Consider the following 19,457-nt stretch of genomic DNA (forward strand, 5'->3'; position numbering starts at 1 on the left):
TCAATCATAGATGGGGATGAATATGCGCATGCGCGCGCCGCTGGCGGTGCTTGGTTTGCTGTTGATGGCCATGGCTGTCGATGTGTGGGCGGCGACGACCCAGGTGCGCAGCGTCCGCCTCTGGCGCGCGCCTGACAACACGCGCCTGGTGTTCGACCTGAGCGGTCCGGTTCAGCACAGTGTGTTCACCCTGACTTCGCCCGATCGCCTGGTCATCGACATCAATGGCGCGACCCTGGCCGGCCCGTTGAATGTCGCCACGGCCAACACGCCGATCACCAGCGTTCGTTCGGCGCAGCGCACGCCCACCGATCTGCGCGTGGTGGTCGACCTGAAGAAGGCCGTCACCCCCAAGAGCTTTACCCTGGCGCCCAACCAGCAGTACGGCAACCGCCTGGTGGTCGACCTGTTCGATAACCCGGCCGATGCCAACCCGCCGCCCAGCCTGCCGGAAACCTCGGTGGCCACGGCGCCGTCGGTGCCGATCAGCCCGTCCAAGCCCGACGTGAAGCTCACGCCCGTGCCGAGCGGCAAGCGTGACATCGTGGTCGTGGTCGATGCCGGGCACGGTGGCGAGGACCCTGGCGCCTCGGGCGGGCGTGGGCAGCAGGAGAAGAACGTAGTGCTGTCCATCGCCAAGGAGCTGCAGCGGCAGATCAACGCCGAACGCGGCTACCGGGCCGAGCTGACCCGTACCGGCGACTACTTCATCCCGCTGCGCAAGCGCACCGAGATCGCCCGCGCCAAGGGCGCCGACCTGTTCGTGTCCATCCACGCCGACGCCGCGCCGTCTACCGCCGCCTTCGGGGCTTCGGTGTTCGCGCTCTCCGACCGTGGCGCGACCTCCGAGACCGCACGCTGGCTGGCCGACAGCGAGAACCGTTCCGACCTGATCGGTGGTGCCGGGGCGGTGAGCCTCGACGACAAGGATCGCATGCTGGCCGGCGTACTGCTCGACCTGTCGATGACCGCGTCGCTGTCGTCGAGCCTGAACGTCGGGCAGAAGGTGCTGAGCAACATCGGCCGTGTCACCCCGCTGCACAAGTCGCGGGTCGAGCAGGCCGGCTTCATGGTGCTGAAGTCGCCGGACATCCCTTCGATCCTGGTCGAGACGGGGTTCATCTCCAATGCCAACGAAGCCAACAAACTGACCACCAGCTCGCACCAACAGGCGCTGGCGCGCTCCATCACGGCCGGGGTCAAGCAGTTCTTCCAGCAGAACCCGCCGCAGGGCACCTACATCGCCTGGCTGCGTGACAACGGCAAGCTGGCCCAGGGCCCACGCACGCACACGGTACGCTCCGGCGAAACCCTGGCGATGCTCGCGGCCCGTTACGACATGAGCGTGGCGACGCTGCGCAGCGCGAACGCGCTGAAGTCCGATGAACTGCGTGTCGGCCAGGACCTGCGTATCCCCAGTGCCGAGGTGGCAACCCAAGAATGACTGACCTGCTAGCCGACGACGTAACTGCCGGGGCAGCCGGCGACGCCCCGGCCGCTTCACGTATCCACCTGCTGAGTCCGCGCCTGGCCAACCAGATCGCCGCCGGCGAAGTGGTCGAGCGCCCGGCCTCGGTGGCCAAGGAGCTGCTGGAAAACAGCCTGGACTCCGGAGCCCGGCGCATCGACGTGGAAGTCGAGCAGGGCGGCGTCAAGCTGCTCAAGGTGCGTGACGATGGCCGCGGCATCGCTGCCGACGACCTGCCGCTGGCCCTGGCCCGCCACGCGACCAGCAAGATCCGTGAACTCGAAGACCTGGAAAGCGTGATGAGCCTGGGGTTTCGCGGCGAGGCCCTGGCGTCGATCAGCTCGGTGTCACGCCTGACCCTGACCTCGCGTACCCGTGATGCCGATCAGGCCTGGCAGGTCGAGACCGAGGGGCGTGACATGAACTCGCGCGTGCAGCCGTCGGCACATCCGGTGGGCACTACCGTCGAAGTCCGTGACCTGTTCTTCAATACCCCGGCGCGGCGCAAGTTCCTCAAGGCCGAGAAGACCGAATTCGATCACCTGCACGAAGTCATCAAGCGCATGGCTCTGGCGCGTTTCGACGTGGCCTTTCACCTGCGTCACAATGGCAAGAGCGTGCTGAGCCTGCATGAAGCCCGGGATGACACCGCCAAGGCGCGCCGGGTCGGCGCGATCTGTGGGCCGGGCTTCCTGGAGCAGGCGCTGCCCATCGATATCGAGCGCAACGGCCTGCGGCTGTGGGGCTGGGTCGGTTTGCCGACGTTCTCGCGCAGCCAGGCCGACCTGCAGTACTTCTTCGTCAATGGCCGTGCGGTACGCGACAAACTGGTGGCCCACGCGGTGCGCCAGGCCTACCGCGACGTGCTGTTCAACGGTCGCCACCCGACCTTCGTGCTGTTCCTTGAAGTCGACCCGGCCGCGGTGGACGTCAACGTGCACCCGACCAAGCACGAAGTGCGCTTCCGTGACGGCCGCATGGTCCACGACTTCCTCTATGGCACTCTGCATCGGTCACTGGGCGACGTACGCCCGCAGGACCAGTTGCCGGAAGCCGACATGCAGCCACCGGCGCCGCGGCCCAGCGGGATCGCCGCTGGCGAGTTCGGCCCGCAGGGCGAGATGAGCCTGGCCGCTCATGTGCTGGAGCGCCCGCAAGGCCCTGGCTATATCGCCCCAACGGGCACGGCTTCTTCCGGCGGTGCAGGCGGCTACTCCTACGGTTTCACGCCGCGCCCAGCGTCCGGCCTGCCCACCGCCGAGACCCAGAGTGTCTACCGCGACTTCTATGCGCCGTTGCCAGGCGCCACAGCGTCGACCCAGCCAGCGGCGCTGCCGGAGTCGAGCAACGACATTCCACCGCTCGGCTATGCCCTGGCACAGCTCAAGGGTATCTACATCCTCGCCGAAAACGCCCATGGCCTGGTGCTGGTCGACATGCATGCCGCCCATGAGCGGATCATGTACGAGCGGCTCAAGGTGGCCATGGCCCATGAGGGGCTGAGCGGCCAGCCGCTGCTGGTGCCCGAGTCGCTGGCGGTGAGCCAGCGTGAGGCGGACTGCGCCGAGGAGCACTTCGAGACGTTCCGCCAGCTGGGCTTCGAGCTGCAGCGCCTGGGCCCCGAGACCCTGGCGATCCGGCAGATCCCGGCGCTGCTCAAGCAGGCCGAGGCCAATCGCCTGGTCAGTGATGTGCTCGGTGACCTGATGGAGTTCGGCACCAGCGACCGGGTGCAGGCGCACATGAACGAGCTGCTCGGCACCATGGCCTGCCACGGCGCGGTGCGTGCCAACCGCCGCCTGGCGATCCCGGAAATGAACGCCCTGCTGCGCGACATGGAAAACACCGAGCGCAGCGGTCAATGCAACCATGGCCGGCCTACCTGGACCCAGATGGGCCTGGATGACCTGGACAAACTCTTTCTGCGCGGTCGCTGAATGAACGCCTTACCTCCTGCCATCTTCCTGATGGGGCCGACCGCCGCCGGCAAGACCGACCTGGCCATCGAACTGACCCGCGTGCTGCCCTGCGAACTCATCAGCGTCGACTCGGCGCTGGTCTATCGTGGCATGGACATCGGCACCGCCAAGCCTTCGCGCGAGCAACTGGCCCAGTTTCCGCACCGCCTGATCGACATTCTCGACCCGGCGCAGAGCTATTCGGCCGCCGATTTCCGTCGCGATGCACTGCAGGCGATGGCCGAGATCAGCGCGCGCGGCAACATTCCTTTGCTGGTCGGCGGCACTATGTTGTATTTCAAGGCTCTATTGGATGGACTGGCCGACATGCCGTCTGCCGATGCCCAGGTCCGCGCCCGTCTCGAAGCTCAGGCCCGGACCCACGGCTGGCAGGCATTGCATGACCGGCTGGCCGAGGTGGACCCGGTGTCGGCGGCACGCATTCATCCCAATGACCCACAGCGGCTGGTTCGTGCGCTGGAAGTGTTCGAAGTCAGTGGAATGAGCATGACTGCACACCGGGAGCAACAAATTGCGCGAAGTGCCGAAGGATCAGCGTCGGGACAGGGGCAATTGCCCTATACTGTCGCCAATCTTGCGATAGCACCGGCTGATCGCAAGGTACTGCATGACCGCATTGCATTACGTTTTGTGCAAATGCTGGAACAGGGGTTTCTGGACGAAGTACTGGCATTGCGCTCCAGGACGGATCTGCATGCGGATCTGCCCTCCATGAGAGCCGTCGGTTATCGCCAGGTCTGGGATCACCTGGATGGAAAGCTGACACTGGAAGAAATGCGGGAGAGGGGCATCATTGCCACGCGCCAACTGGCCAAACGGCAGTTCACCTGGCTGCGCAGCTGGGAGAATCTGCATTGGCTTGACAGCCTGGCTCGCGACAATCTGCCACGCGCCTTGAAATACCTGGGATCGGTCTCCATATTGAGCTGAGCCTCTGCAATTGCCGTTCATCCTTGGGGGGTGGCGGCCTGAGCCAATCGAATTCGATTTTTTTATTTATTGATCCTTAAAGGAGTGCGGCACATGTCAAAAGGGCATTCGCTACAAGACCCTTACTTGAATACCTTGCGCAAGGAGAAGGTCGGCGTTTCGATCTACCTGGTCAACGGTATCAAGCTGCAAGGCACGATCGAGTCCTTCGATCAGTTCGTCATCCTGCTGAAGAACACTGTCAGCCAGATGGTCTACAAACACGCTATTTCCACCGTCGTTCCGGTTCGCCCGATTCGCCTGCCAAGCGCTACCGATGACTCGGGTGACGCTGACTCCGGTAACGCCTGATAGGAGCCTGCCTTGTTCTTTGAGCGCCACAGTGGTGGTGAGCGGGCGTTGCTTGTTCATCTGGAAGGTCAAGACCCTGAGGCGCGCGAAGATCCGCAGGAGTTTCAGGAGCTGGCCCTGTCGGCAGGTGCCGACACGGTCGCGCTGGTCAACATCTCGCGTCATCGGCCTTCTGCCAAGTTCCTGATCGGCAGCGGCAAGGTCGAAGAGCTTCGTGATCAGATCAAGACCGAAGAGGTCGATCTGGTCATTTTCAATCACACCCTCACGCCCAGCCAGGAACGTAACCTCGAACGTGTCTTCGAGTGCCGCGTGCTCGATCGCACCGGGCTGATCCTGGACATCTTCGCCCAGCGCGCACGAACCCATGAAGGCAAGCTGCAGGTCGAACTGGCCCAGCTCGAGCACATGAGCACCCGCCTGGTACGCGGCTGGACCCACCTTGAGCGTCAGAAGGGCGGTATCGGCCTGCGCGGCCCTGGCGAAACCCAGCTGGAAACCGACCGGCGTCTGTTGCGGATCCGTCTGCGGCAGATCAAGGCGCGCCTGGAGAAGGTGCGCAGCCAGCGCGACCAGGCGCGGCGCGGGCGCAAGCGGGCCGACATTCCTTCGGTTTCGCTGGTGGGCTACACCAACGCTGGCAAATCCACGCTGTTCAATGCGGTGACCGATTCCGAGGTCTATGCGGCGGACCAGCTGTTCGCCACGCTCGACCCGACCCTGCGGCGCTTGCAGCTCGACGACCTGGGGCCGATCGTGCTGGCCGATACGGTGGGTTTCATTCGCCATCTGCCGCACAAGCTGGTCGAGGCTTTCCGCGCCACGCTGGAGGAGTCGAGCAACTCCGATCTGCTGCTGCACGTGATCGACTCTCACGAGCCGGAGCGTGACGCCCAGATCGAGCAGGTGATGGAGGTGCTGGGCGAGATCGGTGCCGAGGGCTTGCCGATACTCGAGGTGTATAACAAACTCGATCTGCTCGAAGGGGTGGAGCCGCACATTCAGCGCACGCCCGACGGCAAGCCGGAGCGGGTCTGGGTGTCGGCCCGCGACGGGCGTGGCCTCGAGCTGCTCAAGCAGGCCGTGGCCGAACTGCTGGGCGAGGATCTGTTCGTCGCCACCCTGCGCCTGCCGCAGCGTCTGGCCCGGCTGCGGGCACGCTTTTTCGAGGTGGGTGCGGTACAGACCGAAACGCATGATGAAGAGGGTGCCAGCCTGCTGGCTGTTCGTTTGCCACGTGTCGAACTCAATCGTATGGTGAGTCGCGAGGGATTGCAGCCGCTGGAGTTCATTGAGCAACACACTTTGCAATAAAAAGCGCGGGAAAGCGACTGCACGGCTTTCCCGTGCATTCTGTAGCATGGGGCGGCGCGCCGAGGGCGCGTCTTTGCTTTATCAGATGGAGAGCGCTATGGCTTGGAATGAGCCGGGTGGCAACTCGAACAATCAGGATCCCTGGGGTGGCAACGGCAAACGTCGTGGTGGCGACCGCAAGGGGCCACCGGATCTCGACGAAGCCTTCCGCAAGCTGCAGGAAAGCCTGAACGGGCTGTTCGGCGGCGGTAAGAAACGCAGTGGTGACGGCAATGGTCAGGGCGGCTCGGGCAAGAGCGGCGGCTTTGGTCTGCTGGGCATCGGTCTGTTCGTGGTCCTGGCCTTCTGGCTGTACAACGCCATCTATGTGGTCGACGAGCAGGAGCAGGCGGTAGTCCTGCGTTTCGGCAAGTACTACGAGACCGTAGGTCCCGGCCTGAACATCTATTTCCCGCCGTTCGACCGCAAGTACATGGAGAACGTCACTCGCGAGCGTGCCTACAGCAAGCAGGGCCAGATGCTCACCGAGGACGAGAACATCGTCGAAGTGCCGCTGACCGTGCAGTACCGAATCTCCAACCTGCAGGACTTCGTGCTCAACGTCGACCAGCCTGAGGTGAGCTTGCAGCACGCCACCGAAAGCGCGCTGCGCCATGTCGTGGGTTCCACGGCCATGGACCAGGTGTTGACCGAGGGCCGCGAACTGATGGCCAGCGAGATCAAGGAACGCCTGCAGCGCTTCCTCGATACCTACCGCACCGGCATCACCGTCACCCAGGTGAACGTGCAGAGCGCTGCCGCACCCCGTGAAGTCCAAGAGGCCTTCGATGACGTGATCCGTGCCCGTGAAGACGAGCAGCGGGCCCGTAACCAGGCCGAAGGCTATGCCAATGGCGTGATCCCCGAGGCGCGCGGCCAGGCCCAGCGCATCATCGAAAACGCCAACGGCTACCGTGACGAAGTCATCTCCCGTGCCAAGGGTGAGGCTGACCGTTTCACCAAGCTGGTGGCCGAGTACCGCAAGGCACCGGAAGTCACCCGCGAGCGTCTGTACCTGGAAACCATGCAGGAAGTCTTCAGCAATACCAGCAAGGTGCTGGTGACCGGCGACAAGGGGCAGAACAACCTGCTCTATCTGCCGCTGGACAAGATGATCGAGAACAGCCGCGGCAACAGCCCTGCGGCCACCTCGAGCAGCAATGCATCGTCGGTGACCACGGATGCCAATGCGCGTCCGGTCGAGACCCAGCAGCGTGAGACGCGTACCAGGGAGAGCCGCTGATGAGCAATAAATCACTGTTCGCGCTCATCGTGGGCGTGGTTCTGGCGGTCATCGCCTGGAACAGCTTCTATATCGTGTCGCAGACCGAGCGTGCGGTGCTGCTGCAGTTCGGTCGTGTCGTCGAAGCCGACGTGCAGCCCGGCCTGCATGTGAAGGTTCCCTACGTGAACCAGGTGCGCAAATTCGACGCTCGCCTGCTGACCCTTGACGCGCCGACCCAGCGGTTCCTGACCCTGGAGAAGAAGGCGGTGATGGTCGACGCCTACGCCAAGTGGCGGGTCAAGGATGCCGAGCGCTTCTACACGGCGACCTCGGGCCTCAAGCAGATCGCCGACGAGCGCTTGTCGCGTCGTCTGGAGTCCGGTCTGCGTGACCAGTTCGGCAAGCGCACCCTGCACGAGGTCGTGTCGGGCGAGCGTGATGCGCTGATGGCTGACATCACCGCTTCGCTCAATCGCATGGCCGAGCGCGAGCTGGGTATCGAAGTGATCGACGTCCGGGTCAAGGCCATCGACCTGCCCAAGGAAGTCAACCGCAGCGTATTCGAGCGCATGAGCACCGAGCGTGAGCGTGAAGCCCGCGAGCACCGTGCCAAAGGTAACGAGCTGGCCGAAGGTATCCGTGCCGATGCCGACCGTCAGCGCCGCGTACTGCTGGCCGAGGCCTATCGCGAGTCCGAAGAGACCCGCGGTGATGGCGATGCCCAGGCGGCCGCCATCTACGCCAAGGCTTACGGCCAGGACCAGGAGTTCTACGCGTTCTACCGTAGCCTGCTGGCCTACCGCGAGAGCTTCGCGAACAAGAGCGACGTGATGGTGCTGGATCCGAAGAGCGAGTTCTTCCGCTACCTCGAGAAGCCCAAGCCCTGATGCGCACACCCCATTGGGCGGCAAAACCGTCTGATGGGGTGAACCTGCGGTAAAACGTGTGTATCATGCGGCAGCCGGGAAATTCCCGGCTTTTTTGCGTCTGCACGATTGATTGGCCGCAGCCCTTGGGCGGGCGGCAGAATTTTTCGAGGAGAGCGGGGCCCGAAACCTGTTTTCGGTTGTTTGTCGTGCCCGTCGTACGGCGTTTCGCTCTCTGCTTCACTCAAGGCTTGCCCCAGGGCTGGCCGCCCGGAATAAGGGGAATGGCTTAATGGCAACGGTTGATCGCTGGCTGCTACCGGATGGCATCGAAGAGGTGCTGCCACCGGATGCGGCACGCATTGAAGTCGCACGACGTCAGGTGCTGGATCTGTTCCAGAGCTGGGGCTATGAGTTCGTCGTCACTCCGCATATCGAATACCTGGAATCGCTGCTGACCGGCGCGGGCTCCGACCTGGACCTGCGCACCTTCAAGGTGGTCGATCCACAGTCCGGCCGGCAGATGGGCTTTCGTGCCGACATCACCCCGCAGGTCGCGCGTATCGACGCTCATACCCTCAAGCGCGAAGGCCCGAGCCGGCTGTGCTACGCCGGCAGCGTGCTGCATGCCAAGCCGCGCGCCCTGTCCAGTTCGCGCAGCCCGATCCAGCTGGGTGCCGAGCTGTATGGCGATGCCAGCACCAGCAGTGACGTGGAAGTGATCAGCCTGATGCTGGCCATGCTGCAGATGGCTGATGTGCCAGACGTGCACATGGACCTCGGGCATGTCGGCATCTACCGTGGACTGGCGCGCGCCGCCGGCCTGTCCGGCGAAGTCGAACAGCAGTTGTTCGATGCCATGCAGCGCAAGGCCATCGACGAAGTCGTCGAGCTGACTGCCGGCCTGCCGGCCGAGCTGGCGTCGATGCTGCGCGCGCTGGTCGATCTGTGCGGTGGTCGTGAAGTGCTGGTCGCGGCCCGCGACCGCCTGGCGGGTGCGCCGGCGGCGGTGCTGGCGGCGCTCGATGACCTGGTGGTGGTGGCTGAGCGCCTGGAGGCGCGTTTCCCGGAGCTGCCGCTGTACTTCGACCTGGGCGAGCTGCGTGGCTACCACTACCACACTGGCGTGGTCTTCGCCGCTTTCGTGCCGGGTGTCGGCCAGTCCATCGCCCAGGGCGGTCGCTATGACGACATCGGTGCTGACTTTGGTCGGGCGCGTCCGGCGACCGGCTTCTCCACCGACCTGAAGACCCTGGTGACCCTGGGGCGGGCCGAAATCGAATTGCCGTGCGGTGGCATCTGGGTGCCCGACAGCACGGACTCAGCGCTCTGGAAGTTGATCTGCCAGCTGCGCCAAGACGGGCAACGTGTGGTCCAGGCCTTGCCTGGGCAGCAGGTAAGCGCCGCGCGTGAAGCTGGCTGCGACCGGCAATTGATCCAGCAAGGTGAGCGCTGGCAGGTAATGCCGCTGGCCTTTTGAGTATTCCAGCCGGCCGCTGCCGGCACCAAGTTTGCGTGAATGAGGACGAGTGTTATGGGTAAGAATGTCGTAGTCCTGGGCACCCAATGGGGTGATGAGGGCAAAGGCAAGATCGTCGATCTGCTGACCGAACATGCCGCCGCCGTAGTTCGTTACCAGGGCGGTCACAACGCGGGCCACACGCTGGTGATCGACGGTGAGAAGACCGTACTGCACCTGATTCCATCCGGCGTGCTGCGCGAAGGCGTGCAGTGCCTGATCGGTAACGGCGTGGTGGTGGCACCCGATGCGCTCATGCGCGAAATCGTCAAGCTCGAAGAGAAGGGTGTTCCGGTGCGCGAGCGCCTGCGTATCAGCCCTTCCTGCCCGTTGATCCTGTCCTATCACGTTGCGCTGGACCAGGCGCGCGAGAAGGCCCGTGGCGAGCTGAAGATCGGCACCACCGGCCGCGGCATCGGCCCGGCCTACGAAGACAAGGTCGCGCGCCGCGGCCTGCGCGTGGGTGACCTGTTCCACCGTGAGCGTTTCGCCGCCAAGCTGGGCGAGTTGCTGGACTACCACAACTTCCAGCTGGTCAATTACTACAAAGAGCCGGCCATCGACTTCCAGAAGACCCTGGACGAGTGCATGGAGTACGCCGAGCTGCTCAAGCCGCTGATGCTCGACGTTACCGCCGAACTGCACGAGCTGCGTCGCAACGGCAAGGACATCATGTTCGAAGGTGCCCAGGGCTCGCTGCTGGACATCGACCACGGCACCTACCCGTACGTGACCAGCTCCAACACCACCGCAGGCGGCATCGCCACCGGTTCCGGTTTTGGTCCTCTGTACCTGGACTACATCCTGGGTATCACCAAGGCCTACACCACGCGTGTGGGTTCGGGCCCGTTCCCGACCGAACTGTTCGACGATACAGGTGCCTTTCTGGCCAAGCGTGGTCATGAGTTCGGTTCCACCACCGGTCGTGCCCGTCGCTGCGGCTGGTTCGATGCCGTCATCCTGCGTCGCGCCATCGAGATCAACAGTATCTCGGGCCTGTGCCTGACCAAGCTGGACGTACTCGATGGTCTGGAGACCATCAATATCTGCGTCGGCTACGAGAACGAGCAGGGTGCAGTGATCGAAGCACCGACCGATGCCGACAGCTACGTGGGTCTGCGTCCGGTGTACGAGGAAATGCCGGGCTGGAGCGAATCCACCCTGGGCGCCAAGACCCTGGAAGAGCTGCCGGCCAATGCTCGCGCCTACATCAAACGCATCGAAGAGCTGGTGGGTGCACCGATCGACATCGTTTCCACCGGTCCTGACCGCAACGAAACCATCGTGCTGCGTCATCCGTTCGCCTGATCGGCATCGCGTCATCCACAAAGGGTCGCCTCGTGCGGCCCTTTGTCGTTTCTGGCGTTCGGCGGCGAACCGGTCAAGTCGCTTGCTGTCGGCACGACCTTTGCTGTAGAAACGTCAGAAAAGTTACTGGCAGTTTAATGGCGTTACCAGTGAAAGGAGTTTCCCGTGTCCGCTGTTCTCTCTCTCCTGCGCAGTCGCTTGCTGCGCCCCGTGTTCATTGCCCTTGGGGTGGCCCTGCTGGTGCAGGTGTTGGTGGCAGTGGCGTTGACGCGCAGCACGGTATCGGCACTGGAGGCCGATCTGGCGCGCACCCTGGGTGGTGATTCGCAACAGTTGTCCGCCCAGCTGGAGAAAGCCAGTAACGATGTCGCTGCGAGCCTGGATGCCCTGTCGGCTAATACCCGCCAGCGTCTGACCGAAGGTCTGTCGACCCGACTCAAGGACGAGCAGGCGCAATTGCGCGGTACGCTGGAAAAGAGCCTGCGCGAGTCTGCCAACGATATGGCTGAGCTGCTGGCTGCCGTTGCTCCGCGCGCCATGTGGGATAACGACACGCCGACCCTTTCCGAATTCGCACGGCGTGCCCAGCGCAATCCCAACGTGTTGTTCGTCATCTACGACGACGCTTCTGGTGAGCACCTGACCCGCTATCTGGATCGCGATAACCCCAAGATCAAGGCCTTGCTGGCCAAGGGGCAGGGTGAGCGCGCCATGGACAAGGTGCTCGATGCGGCCAAGAGTGATCCGGGCGTGTATTACCTGGAAGCTTCGATCAGCCCCAACGGTGTGGAAATCGGCAAGGTGCGCATGGGGGTTTCCACCGGTGCCGTGGAAGAAAGCCTGCAGGCTCTCGACCAGCGCTTCTCTGCGCTCATCGCCAGCGGCGACAAGCTGGTTTCCGATAGCCTGACGCAGGCGGCGGCCGGCAGTTCCGCAGCGTTGCGCAGCCGTCTGCAAGAGGCGCAAGGCACTGCCCAGAAAATGGCGGGCAACACCAGTGCCGCCGTGCAAGGCGCCGCCGAGACTCTGCGCTGGAGAATCGGCATGAGCCTGGCGCTGGTTGGCCTGGGTGTGTTGCTGCTGGTGGCCGTGGTGCTGGGGCATCGAGTGGTGAGCAAGCTGCGCCTGCTGATCGTGGCGTTGAACGACCTGGCGGCAGGTGAGGGGGACCTGACCAAGCGGGTCAGGCTCGACAGCAATGACGAGATCGGTGACATGTCGGCGGCGGTCAACCGTTTCGTCGACAAGCTGCAGCCTATCGTCCGCGAGGCGGGGGAGGTGGCGCAGCGTACCGGTGTCGAGATTGGCGTGATGAGTCAGCGCAATGCCGGTGCGGATGCGGCAGCCGAGCGTCAGCGCGACGAAGTGGCGGCCAGCCTTCAGGCGCTGGAGCGCATGGCGGATGAGGCGCAGAACGAAAGCCAGACCATGCAGGCTGCCCTGCAGCAGGTCGAGGGTATCAAGCGTGCAACCGACGAGACCACCCGTACGGCGGGTCAGGTCGGAGGGCTGATCGAGGCGCTGGCCGGGCAGGTGGAAACCGGTGCCCAGGTGATCGAGCGGCTGGCGCAGCAGAGTGAGCAGATTGAAGTGGTGCTCGAAGTGATCCATGGCATTGCCGAGCAGACCAACCTGCTGGCGCTGAACGCGGCCATCGAGGCGGCGCGTGCCGGTGAGACCGGGCGCGGTTTTGCGGTGGTCGCCGACGAGGTGCGGGCCCTGGCCAGCAAGACGCAGAGTTCCACCGGCGATATCCAGGAGCACATCGGTGCCTTGCAGCGTGGTGCCAAGGAGGCAGTGGCGGCCATCGACCAGGCCGGCAAGCAGGCCCGGGAGGGGTTGGCTGTGCTGCGTGACAGCGTCCGTCTGCAGCAAACCGTGCAGGAATCGGTGGAGCAGGTGCACTCGGCGATTGGTCTGGCGACCCAGGCGGCGGTGCATCAGGCCGAGGGCGCTCAGGCGGTGCGTGGACGGGTCGAGGTGATTCATGCCCAGGCCGAGCGCGCCGCGCAGGCGGTTTCGGAAACCACCGCCAGTGGCAAGGTGCTCAATGGTCTGGCTGCGCAGCTCAAGGCCAGTCTGGGGCAGTTCAAGGCTTGATATGGCATGAGCCGCACCGGTTGTGCCGGTGCGGCTCATGCCAATACTGTTCAGTTAGTCGGTATGTGGCTTGGTGGGAGCGGTTTTAGCCGCGAAAGCGCCAGGAAATTCAATGCATCTGCTGTGAGCATGCGGTCGCTTCGCGGCTGAAGCCGCTCCTACCCGGTCTAACTGACCAGTATTGCCCGCCGCTGTGCGAGTCTGCAGCCTATATCGCGGTTGAGGGGGATATTGGAGAGAAAGCAGGTAAGGCAGAAAGCACAAAACCGAGCACTTGGCTCGGTTTTGTCTGAATTGGTGCCCAGGAGAAGACTCGAACTTCCACGACCGTAAGGTCACCAGCACCTGAAGCTGGCGTGTCTACCAATTTCACCACCTGGGCGGGTATTGCGTATGATGCGAATCTTAAGACTCTGCATCGCCTCAAGACAAGGTCTTGAGTTTTGAATTGGTGCCCAGGAGAAGACTCGAACTTCCACGGCCGTAAGGCCACCAGCACCTGAAGCTGGCGTGTCTACCAATTTCACCACCTGGGCAACTCGTTGCTTTGAGCTTTAATTTCGTTTGAAATCAAGGCTTCGTGCAACTCAACGTTGGCTTGGCCTCCGTTGTGGTGCGCATCATAGGGATGGCTCGAAAGCCTGTAAAGCTCTTTTTTCAGGTTTTTGAAAAAAAGTGACCGGGTGTGTGAAATGGCCGCTTAGCGTTTCAAACCCGTATATGCGAAACTGCGCCCTTACAGACAAGGTGAACAAATACTAATGGCCGATTGGCAGTCCCTCGATCCCGAGGCCGCTCGTGAAGCGGAAAAATACGAAAACCCCATTCCCAGCCGTGAGCTGATCCTGCAGCACCTCGCTGAGCGTGGATCGCCCGCCGCCCGTGAACAACTGGTCGACGAATTCGGCCTGACCACCGAAGACCAGATCGAAGCCCTGCGTCGGCGCCTGCGCGCCATGGAACGTGACGGTCAGCTCATCTATACCCGGCGCGGCACCTATGCCCCGGTAGACAAGCTGGACCTGATCCTCGGCCGCATCATCGGCCACCGCGACGGCTTCGGCTTCCTGTCGCCCGACGACGGCTCCGATGATCTGTTCCTCAGCCCCGCGCAGATGCGCCTGGTGTTCGACGGCGACCGCGCCCTGGCGCGTGTCTCGGGCTTCGATCGTCGTGGCCGTCGTGAAGGCGTGATCGTCGAAGTCATTTCCCGTGGGCATGAAACCGTGGTGGGTCGCTATTACGAAGAAAGCGGCATCGGTTTCGTCATCCCGGACAACCCCAAGATCCAGCAGGAAGTGCTGGTGACCCATGGCCGCAATGGCGGCGCCAAGGTGGGTCAGTTCGTCGCGGTGAAAATCACCCACTGGCCGACCCCGCGCTTCCAGCCCCAGGGTGACGTGGTCGAGGTGGTGGGCAACTACATGGCCCCCGGCATGGAAATCGATGTCGCGCTGCGCAGCTACGACATCCCGCACGTCTGGCCCCAGGGTGTGCTGAAAGAGGCCGGTCGCCTCAAGCCCGAGGTCGAGGAAAAGGACAAGGTCAACCGCATCGACCTGCGTCACCTGCCGTTCGTGACCATCGACGGCGAAGACGCTCGCGACTTCGACGACGCCGTGTACTGCGAGCCGCGCCCCGGCAAGCTGCGCCTGTTCTCCGGCGGCTGGAAGCTCTACGTCGCCATCGCCGACGTCTCCAGCTACGTGAAGGTGGGGTCGGCGCTGGACGCCGAGGCCCAGGAGCGCGGCAACTCGGTGTACTTCCCCGAGCGCGTGGTGCCGATGCTCCCCGAGGAACTGTCCAACGGGTTGTGCTCGCTCAACCCGCATGTCGATCGCCTGGCCATGGTCTGCGAGATGGACTTCTCCAAGACCGGCGAGATGATCGACTACGTCTTCTACGAGGCGGTGATCCACTCCCACGCACGGCTGACCTACAACAAGGTCAGCACCATGCTGGAGCACTCGCGCACTGCCGAGGCGCGCAAGCTGCGTGACGAGTACAGCGAGGTGGTGTCGCACCTCAAGCCCCTGTATGCCCTGTACAAGGCGCTGCTCGGCGCCCGCCACGTGCGTGGTGCGATTGACTTCGAGACCCAGGAGACCCGTATCGTCTTCGGTGCCGAGCGCAAGATCGCCGAGATCCGTCCGACCACCCGCAACGATGCTCACAAGCTGATCGAGGAGTGCATGCTGGCGGCCAACGTGGCCACCGCCGAGTTCCTCAAGAAGCACGAGATTCCGGCGTTGTACCGGGTTCACGAAGGACCGCCTCCGGAGCGCCTGGAAAAACTCACCGCGTTCCTCGGTGAGCTGGGCCTGTCGCTGCACAAAGGCAAGGAGGGGCCGTCACCCAAGGATTATCAGGCCTTGCTGGCGGCCATTCGCGAGCGGCCGGATCACCACCTGATCCAGACCGTGATGCTGCGCTCGCTGAGCCAGGCGATCTACACCTCGGACAACAACGGCCACTTCGGTCTGAATTACGAGGCCTACACGCACTTCACCTCGCCGATCCGCCGTTATCCCGATCTGCTGACCCATCGGGCGATCCGCAGCGTGATTCGCTCCAAGCGCGAGACGCCGCATGTGCGCCGCGCCGGTGCCGCGACGATTCCCAAGGCACGTATTTATCCGTACGACGAAAACAGCCTGGAGCAACTCGGCGAGCAATGTTCGATGACCGAGCGCCGCGCCGACGAGGCGACCCGCGACGTGGTCAACTGGCTCAAGTGCGAGTACATGAAAGACCGCGTGGGCGAGACCTTCCAGGGTGTCATCACCGCAGTGACCGGTTTCGGTCTGTTCGTCGAACTGAAAGACATCTACGTCGAAGGCATGGTGCACGTCACTGCGCTGCCAGATGACTACTACCACTTCGACCCTGTGCATCACCGCCTGGCTGGCGAGCGCAGCGGGCGCAGCTACCGCCTGGGCGACACCGTCGAAGTCACGGTGATGCGCGTCAACCTCGATGAGCGCAAGATCGATTTCGAGGTGTCCAAGAAGTCCGCCAGTGCGCCAGCGCCGCGCAAGCGTGAAGTACGCAGTGGTACGCCGTTCGACGAGCCAGCGCCAACGCCTGCGCCGGCACCGACCGCCAAGCCTGCCAAGGGCGAAGGTCGGCGCGGCGCGTCCAAGCGGGCCGTGGCCGATGCCTACTACCCCAGCGATGCGGTGGCCAAGAACGCCGAGGTGCGCAAGAGCCGGGAAATGAAGAAAGCCCTGCTGGCCGAAGCCAAGAGCGGTGGCAAATCTTCGGGCAAGTCGGGGCGGGGCGGCAATGACGCTTCGCGTGGCAGCGAGTCGTCGGGCAAGCCCACCAAGCATCGCAAGGGGCCTTCGCGTTCCAAGTCCAAGGGCAAGTCATGAGTGAGCTGGAAAAAGTCTACGGCGTGCATGCCGTAGAGGCCTTGTTGCGTCACCACCCCAAGCGGGTCAAGCAGATCTGGCTGGCCGAAGGGCGCAGCGAGCCGCGCGTGCAGACGCTGGTCGAACTGGCCGGGCAGAATCGTGTGCAGATTGGCCAAGCCGAGCGTCGCGAGATGGATGCCTGGGTCGAGGGCGTGCACCAGGGCGTGGTCGCCGAAGTCAGCCCCAGCCAGGTCTGGGGCGAAGCGATGCTCGACGAGCTGCTGGAGCGCCATGAGGGTACGCCGCTGCTGCTGGTGCTCGATGGCGTGACCGACCCGCACAACCTCGGTGCCTGCCTGCGTACTGCCGATGCCGCAGGGGCGCTGGCAGTGATCGTGCCCAAGGACAAGTCCGCGACGCTCAACGCCACGGTGCGCAAGGTCGCCTGTGGCGCAGCTGAGGTCATCCCGCTGGTGGCGGTCACCAACCTGGCGCGCAGCCTGGAAAAGCTGCAGAAGCGCGGAGTGTGGATCGTCGGTACCGCTGGTGAGGCCGAGCAGGAGCTTTATGCCCAGGATCTCACCGGCCCGATCGCCATCGTCATGGGCGCCGAAGGCAAAGGCATGCGTCGCCTGACCCGCGAGCACTGTGACTTCCTGGTGCGCCTGCCCATGGCTGGCAGCGTCAGCAGCCTCAATGTCTCGGTGGCCACCGGCGTGTGCCTGTTCGAGGCCCTGCGCCAGCGCAAGGTGCCGCGCGCCAGTTAAAAGCGCCAAGCTACAAGCTGCAAGGAGAAGCGGGCGGGGCGGCCTCGGTATCTGTTGCTCGCCATGATCTGCTTTTGTCTTGCAGCTTGCAGCTTGTAAAACTGCTCAAATATTCGCCAATGTCCTTGCGCCGCCTCCGGCCCTTCTCTACAATTGCGCCCCTTGCCGTCACGGCAGGCCTTCATGTGCCTGCAGGCGGGCAAGACACAACGAGTCATTCACTCCTTGTCTGACCGTGCAAGCGGCAGGCTACAACCCGTAAGGAGCATTCATGCGTCATTACGAAATCATCTTCCTGGTCCACCCGGATCAGAGCGAGCAAGTCGGCGGCATGGTAGAGCGTTACACCAAGCTGATCGAAGAAGACGGCGGCAAGATCCACCGTCTGGAAGACTGGGGCCGTCGTCAACTGGCCTACGCCATCAACAACGTTCACAAGGCTCACTACGTGATGCTGAACGTTGAGTGCACCGGCAAGGCCCTGGCCGAGCTGGAAGACAACTTCCGCTACAACGATGCCGTGATCCGTAACCTGGTCATCCGTCGCGACGAAGCCATCACTGGCCAGTCCGAGATGCTCAAGGCTGAAGAAAACCGCAGCGAGCGCCGTGAGCGTCGCGACCGTCCTGAGCACGCTGACAGCGCCGATGGCGACGACAGCGACAACAGCGACAACAGCGATAACGCTGACGAGTAATCCACGGACCTTTTGAGGAGCCTATTACATGGCACGTTTCTTCCGTCGTCGTAAATTCTGCCGTTTCACCGCTGAAGGCGTGAAAGAGATCGACTTCAAGGATCTCAACACCCTGAAGGCCTACGTATCGGAAACCGGCAAAATCGTTCCAAGCCGCATCACCGGTACCAAAGCCCGTTATCAGCGTCAGCTGGCCACCGCTATCAAGCGCGCCCGCTTCCTGGCCTTGCTGCCTTACACCGACAGCCACGGCCGCTGAGACCGGGTCGTCGACAAGCGTAACAAGGGATAGATCGCATGCGCGCCCTGGCTGAATTGATCATGCGCGGCCGTATGCAGGCCACCCTCGCGGTGGTCGGATGTGCGGCATTGCCGCTGCTGTTCTGGTTGAGTGCTGCCGCAGGAAGCCTGGTGCTCCTGCGACGCGGGTTCAGTGATGCCGCCGGCATCCTGGCCTGGGCTCTGCTGCCGGCCTTGGCCTGGTGGTATTTCGGCGAACCGCGCACCGCTCTGGTGCTGGTCGGAACGCTGGGCCTGGCAATGGTTTTGCGTGCCAGCGAGTCTTGGGCCCGTGTATTACTCGCCAGTGTGGCGTGGGGACTGTTGTACGCAGTGATTCTGGGAGCGGTGTTCCGCGAACCCATCGAGCAGTTGGCGCAGGAGATACAGAAACACCTGCCTGCCATGCTCGGTGACCTCTACGCACAGATGAGCGTAGAAGAGCGGAGCCGCCTGGGGTCACTGATCGCACCGGTGCTCAACGGCCTTATAGCGACATTGCTGCAGATCGTCAGCGTGCTGAGCCTGATGTTGGGGCGTTACTGGCAGGCTTTGTTGTACAACCCTGGCGGTTTCGGGCGCGAATTCCGGGCCTTGAGACTGTCGCCGGTGCCGATGCTGGTACTGGTGGTCGCCATGCTGTTGGGGCCGAATTTCGGTGCACACATGGCCATGCTGACACCTCTGTGCAGCGTGCCACTGGTCTTCGCCGGCCTCTCGCTGATGCATGCGCAGGTGGCTGACAAGCGCCTGGGCAAGTTCTGGCTGGTGGGGATGTACATCATGCTGGTGGTATCGACGCAGTTGATCTATCCGTTGCTCGTGGTCTTGGCCATTGTCGACAGCCTGATTGATTTTCGCGGCCGCCGGGGGTCGAAAGACACCGGAAGTGGTCCTGCGAACGGTGAAGGTTAAAAGTTAAGAGGATTTCCACATGCAACTGATCCTTCTGGAAAAAGTCGCCAACCTGGGCAACCTGGGCGACAAAGTAAACGTCAAGGCCGGCTACGGCCGTAACTACCTGCTGCCATACGGCAAGGCCACCCCTGCGACCCCAGCCAACCTGGCTGCGTTCGAAGAGCGTCGCGCCGAGCTGGAAAAGCTGGCTGCAGAGCGTATCGCTTCGGCTCAGAGCCGTGCTGCCCAACTGGCCGAGCTGGAAGTGACCATCACTGCCACCGCTGGCGACGAAGGCAAGCTGTTCGGTTCGATCGGCACCCACGACATCGCTGACGCCCTGACCGCCTCCGGCGTTGAAG

At 63.2% G+C, this 19,457-nt stretch carries 16 protein-coding genes and 2 tRNA genes; 16 read left to right on the top strand and 2 right to left on the bottom strand.

The annotated features are described in order from the left end of the window. Positions 1–22 precede the first annotated feature (22 nt). The 10 genes from QZ497_RS00145 to QZ497_RS00190 all read left to right on the top strand — a co-directional run bounded on the left by QZ497_RS00145 (position 23) and on the right by QZ497_RS00190 (position 13,099). Complete coding sequence (locus tag QZ497_RS00145) at positions 23–1,444, top strand: N-acetylmuramoyl-L-alanine amidase (protein ID WP_295469890.1); 1,422 nt, start codon at positions 23–25, stop codon at positions 1,442–1,444. After that, a complete protein-coding gene (gene mutL / locus QZ497_RS00150) occupies positions 1,441–3,405 on the top strand; it encodes a DNA mismatch repair endonuclease MutL (RefSeq protein ID WP_295469851.1) in 1,965 nt (654 codons plus the stop codon). Before QZ497_RS00145 ends, mutL begins: the two co-directional genes overlap by 4 nt. Next, the gene (miaA, locus tag QZ497_RS00155) at positions 3,406–4,377 is read left to right on the top strand and encodes a tRNA (adenosine(37)-N6)-dimethylallyltransferase MiaA (RefSeq protein ID WP_295469853.1); all 972 of its coding nucleotides are present in this window, start codon (positions 3,406–3,408) and stop codon (positions 4,375–4,377) included. 93 nt (positions 4,378–4,470) lie between these two features. Beyond that, on the top strand, positions 4,471–4,728 hold the full coding sequence (hfq, locus tag QZ497_RS00160; RefSeq protein ID WP_295469856.1) for an RNA chaperone Hfq: 258 nt from the start codon (positions 4,471–4,473) through the stop codon (positions 4,726–4,728). Between the two features lie 12 nt (positions 4,729–4,740). Next, the gene (hflX, locus tag QZ497_RS00165) at positions 4,741–6,042 is read left to right on the top strand and encodes a ribosome rescue GTPase HflX (RefSeq protein WP_295469859.1); all 1,302 of its coding nucleotides are present in this window, start codon (positions 4,741–4,743) and stop codon (positions 6,040–6,042) included. 97 nt (positions 6,043–6,139) lie between these two features. Further along, complete coding sequence (hflK, locus tag QZ497_RS00170; protein ID WP_295469862.1) at positions 6,140–7,324, top strand: FtsH protease activity modulator HflK; 1,185 nt, start codon at positions 6,140–6,142, stop codon at positions 7,322–7,324. Continuing rightward, entirely contained in the window at positions 7,324–8,193 is an 870-nt protein-coding gene (gene hflC, locus QZ497_RS00175) for a protease modulator HflC (RefSeq protein ID WP_295469864.1), read from the top strand. The genes hflK and hflC overlap by 1 nt, the downstream gene beginning before the upstream one ends. Positions 8,194–8,464: 271 nt before the next feature. Then, complete coding sequence (locus tag QZ497_RS00180; RefSeq protein WP_295469867.1) at positions 8,465–9,652, top strand: ATP phosphoribosyltransferase regulatory subunit; 1,188 nt, start codon at positions 8,465–8,467, stop codon at positions 9,650–9,652. A 54-nt stretch (positions 9,653–9,706) separates the two neighbouring features. After that, on the top strand, positions 9,707–10,999 hold the full coding sequence (locus QZ497_RS00185; protein ID WP_295469869.1) for an adenylosuccinate synthase: 1,293 nt from the start codon (positions 9,707–9,709) through the stop codon (positions 10,997–10,999). Between the two features lie 165 nt (positions 11,000–11,164). Beyond that, on the top strand, positions 11,165–13,099 hold the full coding sequence (locus QZ497_RS00190) for a methyl-accepting chemotaxis protein (protein ID WP_295469871.1): 1,935 nt from the start codon (positions 11,165–11,167) through the stop codon (positions 13,097–13,099). A gap of 295 nt (positions 13,100–13,394) precedes the next feature. Here QZ497_RS00190 and QZ497_RS00195 read toward each other — a convergent pair. Next, positions 13,395–13,481: transfer RNA gene (locus QZ497_RS00195), tRNA-Leu, on the bottom strand. Between the two features lie 67 nt (positions 13,482–13,548). Beyond that, a tRNA-Leu gene (locus QZ497_RS00200) sits at positions 13,549–13,635 on the bottom strand. A gap of 225 nt (positions 13,636–13,860) precedes the next feature. Between QZ497_RS00200 and rnr the strand changes: the two genes are divergently transcribed. The 6 genes from rnr to rplI all read left to right on the top strand — a co-directional run. Then, positions 13,861–16,473 carry a ribonuclease R gene (gene rnr, locus QZ497_RS00205; RefSeq protein ID WP_295469873.1) on the top strand — a complete coding sequence of 871 codons (2,613 nt, stop codon included), beginning with the start codon at positions 13,861–13,863 and terminating at the stop codon, positions 16,471–16,473. Next, entirely contained in the window at positions 16,470–17,222 is a 753-nt protein-coding gene (gene rlmB, locus QZ497_RS00210) for a 23S rRNA (guanosine(2251)-2'-O)-methyltransferase RlmB (RefSeq protein ID WP_295469875.1), read from the top strand. Before rnr ends, rlmB begins: the two co-directional genes overlap by 4 nt. 271 nt (positions 17,223–17,493) lie before the next feature. Then, complete coding sequence (rpsF, locus tag QZ497_RS00215) at positions 17,494–17,919, top strand: 30S ribosomal protein S6 (RefSeq protein WP_295469877.1); 426 nt, start codon at positions 17,494–17,496, stop codon at positions 17,917–17,919. Positions 17,920–17,947: 28 nt separating this feature from the next. Then, on the top strand, positions 17,948–18,178 hold the full coding sequence (rpsR, locus tag QZ497_RS00220; RefSeq protein WP_295469880.1) for a 30S ribosomal protein S18: 231 nt from the start codon (positions 17,948–17,950) through the stop codon (positions 18,176–18,178). A 38-nt stretch (positions 18,179–18,216) separates the two neighbouring features. After that, positions 18,217–19,113, top strand: coding sequence for a hypothetical protein (locus QZ497_RS00225; protein ID WP_295469883.1), 897 nt, complete (start codon positions 18,217–18,219; stop codon positions 19,111–19,113). Positions 19,114–19,132: 19 nt separating this feature from the next. Then, a partial coding sequence (gene rplI, locus QZ497_RS00230; protein ID WP_295469885.1) for a 50S ribosomal protein L9 occupies positions 19,133–19,457 on the top strand: 325 nt, incomplete at its 3' end.

The organism is uncultured Pseudomonas sp. (assembly GCF_913777995.1).
Classification (GTDB): Bacteria; Pseudomonadota; Gammaproteobacteria; order Pseudomonadales; family Pseudomonadaceae; genus Aquipseudomonas.